Annotated in this window: 3 protein-coding genes and 1 CRISPR repeat array; all 3 genes read right to left on the minus strand. The window is 68.8% G+C overall.

What is annotated here, in order from left to right; translation table 11 throughout:
* The first annotated feature begins 1 nt into the window (after position 1).
* A CRISPR array of direct repeats spans positions 2-639; the repeat unit is 28 nt; unit sequence CAACGCCCCGCACGCGCGGGGATCGCCC.
* Positions 640-1,825: 1,186 nt separating this feature from the next.
* The gene (locus WAX14_RS11765) at positions 1,826-2,428 is read right to left on the minus strand and encodes an HNH endonuclease (RefSeq protein ID WP_422628243.1); all 603 of its coding nucleotides are present in this window, start codon (positions 2,426-2,428) and stop codon (positions 1,826-1,828) included.
* The gene (locus WAX14_RS11770; protein ID WP_422628245.1) at positions 2,413-2,802 is read right to left on the minus strand and encodes a hypothetical protein; all 390 of its coding nucleotides are present in this window, start codon (positions 2,800-2,802) and stop codon (positions 2,413-2,415) included. The genes WAX14_RS11765 and WAX14_RS11770 overlap by 16 nt, the downstream gene beginning before the upstream one ends.
* The coding region (locus tag WAX14_RS11775) for a BRCT domain-containing protein (protein ID WP_422628244.1) at positions 2,733-3,237 on the minus strand (505 nt) is incomplete at its 5' end. The genes WAX14_RS11775 and WAX14_RS11770, both read right to left, overlap by 70 nt.

Raw genomic sequence — 3,237 nt, forward strand, 5'->3', positions numbered from 1 at the left:
TCAACGCCCCGCACGCGCGGGGATCGCCCCGCCCCTTCCAGCGGCGGGCGAGCATCACCACCCAACGCCTCGCACGCGCGGGGATCGCCCCTGCGGCTACGGCTGTGTCCTCGCCGACGGTGGCAACGCCCCGCACGCGCGGGGATCGCCCCAAGGCTCGGGCTATCGACCGTGCCCTGATCCTCAACGCCCCGCACGCGCGGGGATCGTCCCTTGTCTTGATCACCTTTTTGAGAGGCAGTCGCCAACGCCCCGCACGCGCGGGGATCGCCCGCGGCACAGGCTGGGTGCTGGTCGACAACAAGGCAACGCCCCGCACGCGCGGGGATCGCCCCTACGATCTCAACCTATGGGAGGCCGACATCCACAACGCCCCGCACGCGCGGGGATCGCCCGGTGAGAGACGCGAAGGATCAGTCGACATGATGCAACGCCCCGCACGCGCGGGGATCGCCCCTTGAGGCCTCGGTCTTCCGATGCCTCGCCGACCAACGCCCCGCACGCGCGGGGATCGCCCCGGTGAGCATCGACTGGCACGCCAGATGATCCGCAACGCCCCGCACGCGCGGGGATCGTCCCGCGAGCGTCGTGACATCCTCTGCCACCAGATGCAGCGCCCTGCACACGCGGGGATCGACCCTCGAAGTTCGAACACGCACGAGACGGCGGTGCGAGCCGCCCCGCACGCGCGGGGATTATCCGAGGATTCATAGAGGAATCGCAGTGATTGCCTGAACGCTCCGCACACGCGGAGATCATCCGATGATGTATTTGACGGATAGCCGAAGACAGTGGATACGCCCCGCACACGCGGGGACTACCGGGGTGAGGACGAGGGTGTTGCCGGGTGAGGTGCCGATGATGCGGCATCGTCGCTGGCGTCGATGTTGCCCGGATAGCAGCAGAGCCCGGGCGGCGATCGGCGACCCCGGATGCCGGGTACGACCTCAACGCAGCAGTCCAGAGCCGTGGTGGCGCATGCGGGTGTGCAGAGGTGCCCAGACCAGTGCATCGTCTTCGGTGGCGATGCTTGCTGGTCACCGCTGTCCGCGCGTGTCGCAGTGGTTCTCCGCGTTGGTGCGCGGTACCCGACGTATCGTTTCGGGCTGCGGGCCGCTGCACGTGCTTCGTCCAGGTCCACCGTCTGATCGAAACGTGCGCGGTCCGCGTCGTTCCTTCACGCGCCGCGGCCGTCGCCATCGTTGGACGACTACCGAACGGACATCGAGTGTCGCTCGCCGGCAGGGCCGCGCTTCTTCTCGGGGACCTCACGGCCGATGACCGCCCCGAGATTGCCTTCGACAACGTCGGCCCTGCGGGCACCACCTTGTGGTGGGTGCACCACACCTGCAGTGTGTACCGGCGAACTCGTTCAATTCCCGGACCACCGCGCACGGTGAACGAAACAGGGCCTCGAGCATCACGTAGGGCACGGTCACGAGCGCGCTTCGCCGGCGAATGGGTCGATGGCAGTGCAACAGGACCTGACCGTGGCAGTTCGCGATGCCCAGGCCAGATTCGTGTCGATCGACCAGAACAGAAGGCCTCACGGCCCGACCGCACCTGGTGCAGATACATCGACAGCCGCACCATCTGCACGAATACCCTGGCTGCCGCAATCTGCGATGGCATTGACTGACGCGGCGTACCGCATCGGATTCGGCGAACCGTCCCCGATGCTGGTCGCGCTTGGAAAACCTCGGATGTCACGAGGACGGCACCGGTGTGCAGGAGTCGTCGATCTCACCGGAGCGGTACTGCTCGAGGGCTTTCGGGGTGTCCCTCGCCCGATTCCGGGATCGACCGGCCATCCGGCCCGGCCGGATCAGCGACTTCCCGGCGCGCAGGCCCGGACACAACGGCGATGCGCAGCAACAACATTGCCGTCGAGGTGGTCCCCGCCGGCGGATACCGGGACGAGATAGTGCAGGATCGGAGCTTCTCTCGTGCGCGGGTTCGCATCCGGATCCAGCGGCTCGGAGCAGATCCGGCACACCCAGCAGTCCCGCCCGAACACGTCCGGCGGATACACCGGCCCGACCTCACCTTCCTCGACCCCGGCCTTCTCGGCGGCCTTCCGATACGCCGCCGCCGCGGCGGTCACGGCTTTGCGGCGGGCGCTGAGCCGCTCACGTGCCGGTGTCCACACCGCCTCGACCGGACCATGGGCGAAGACGTGCGCTTCCCACCGGTATTCGTAGCCGTCCTCGTCGACGTCGCTGATCAACTCCCGCTCGAACCGCAACCCGGACGGCGCCGCGGACCACTCGGGATACTCGATGCCGCCGACATAGTACTTCCCCAACGCTACCGCGGCCGGGCGGCCGAGCTCGTCGATGAAATGCAACCCCCACGCCGGGTACTGATCGCACGTCACCAGCAGCACCCGCTCCGGGCCGCCGACCTCGCCGATCACCTGCCGCACCACCCCGGAACATCTCCTGTGCCCGGCTGCGGCAGCCGGTGATAACGCGTGGTCAGATCGAACCGCACGATGATGTCCCCGGCCTTCGGCCAGCGACCGTGCTGACGCGGAAACTCCGCATCCGCATCGATCCCGAACACCACCGGCGGACGAGCGCACTCCGCCAAGACACCCGCGGCCACCGGTTCGACGTACTCGGGCAACACCCCGGCACCCAGTGCGCGCTTCCACCGCCGGATCAACGTGGTGTTGCAGCTGCTCCCGCACACCTGCCGATCCCGATGCTGCCACGGCGCAGCCGCGTCGATCACGCTGCCGCAGACCCGGCAGGGCTCACCACCGCGTGCGCGGCGCTCGGCGGCGAGGGAGGCTTCCATCCACCGCCAGTACGGTTCGCTGGCGCGGCCGGGGCCGGGGCCGGGGCCGGGGGAAGCCCACCGGTCCGGGTGCGGTGGTGTGAAGACGGTGCGGGGGTGCGTTGTCCGCCGGTCGGGGTGTCCGGGCCGAGGAGTTCGAGCAGGTCGGTTTCGGTGAGCACTTCGACGTGAATGCCCTGGGCGCGCAGCTCCACCGCCCGGGTGGCTTTGCTGGTGGTGAACGCGGCCGGATCGTCGCCGGTGAACCCGTCGCCGATCACCAGCAAGGTGGTGCGGCGGGTGACCGATTTCGCTGCGGTGGCACCGCAGCGGGCGATCGCGTCCATCGCGGTCTGCCGGGTCATCGACGCCAGCCCACCGGTGAACACCACATTCTGCCCGTACAGCGGGTGATCGGGGTCGGCGTCGGTCGCGGCGTCGGGTACGACCAACCGG

The organism is Rhodococcus sp. (in: high G+C Gram-positive bacteria) (assembly GCF_049299235.1).
GTDB lineage: Bacteria > Actinomycetota > Actinomycetes > Mycobacteriales > Mycobacteriaceae > Rhodococcus.

Coding starts and splice junctions, on each gene's coding strand:
- WAX14_RS11770 (WP_422628245.1), bottom strand. CDS start 2,802: ATGGAAGCCTCCCTCGCCGCCGAGCGCCGCGCACGCGGTGGTGAGCCC.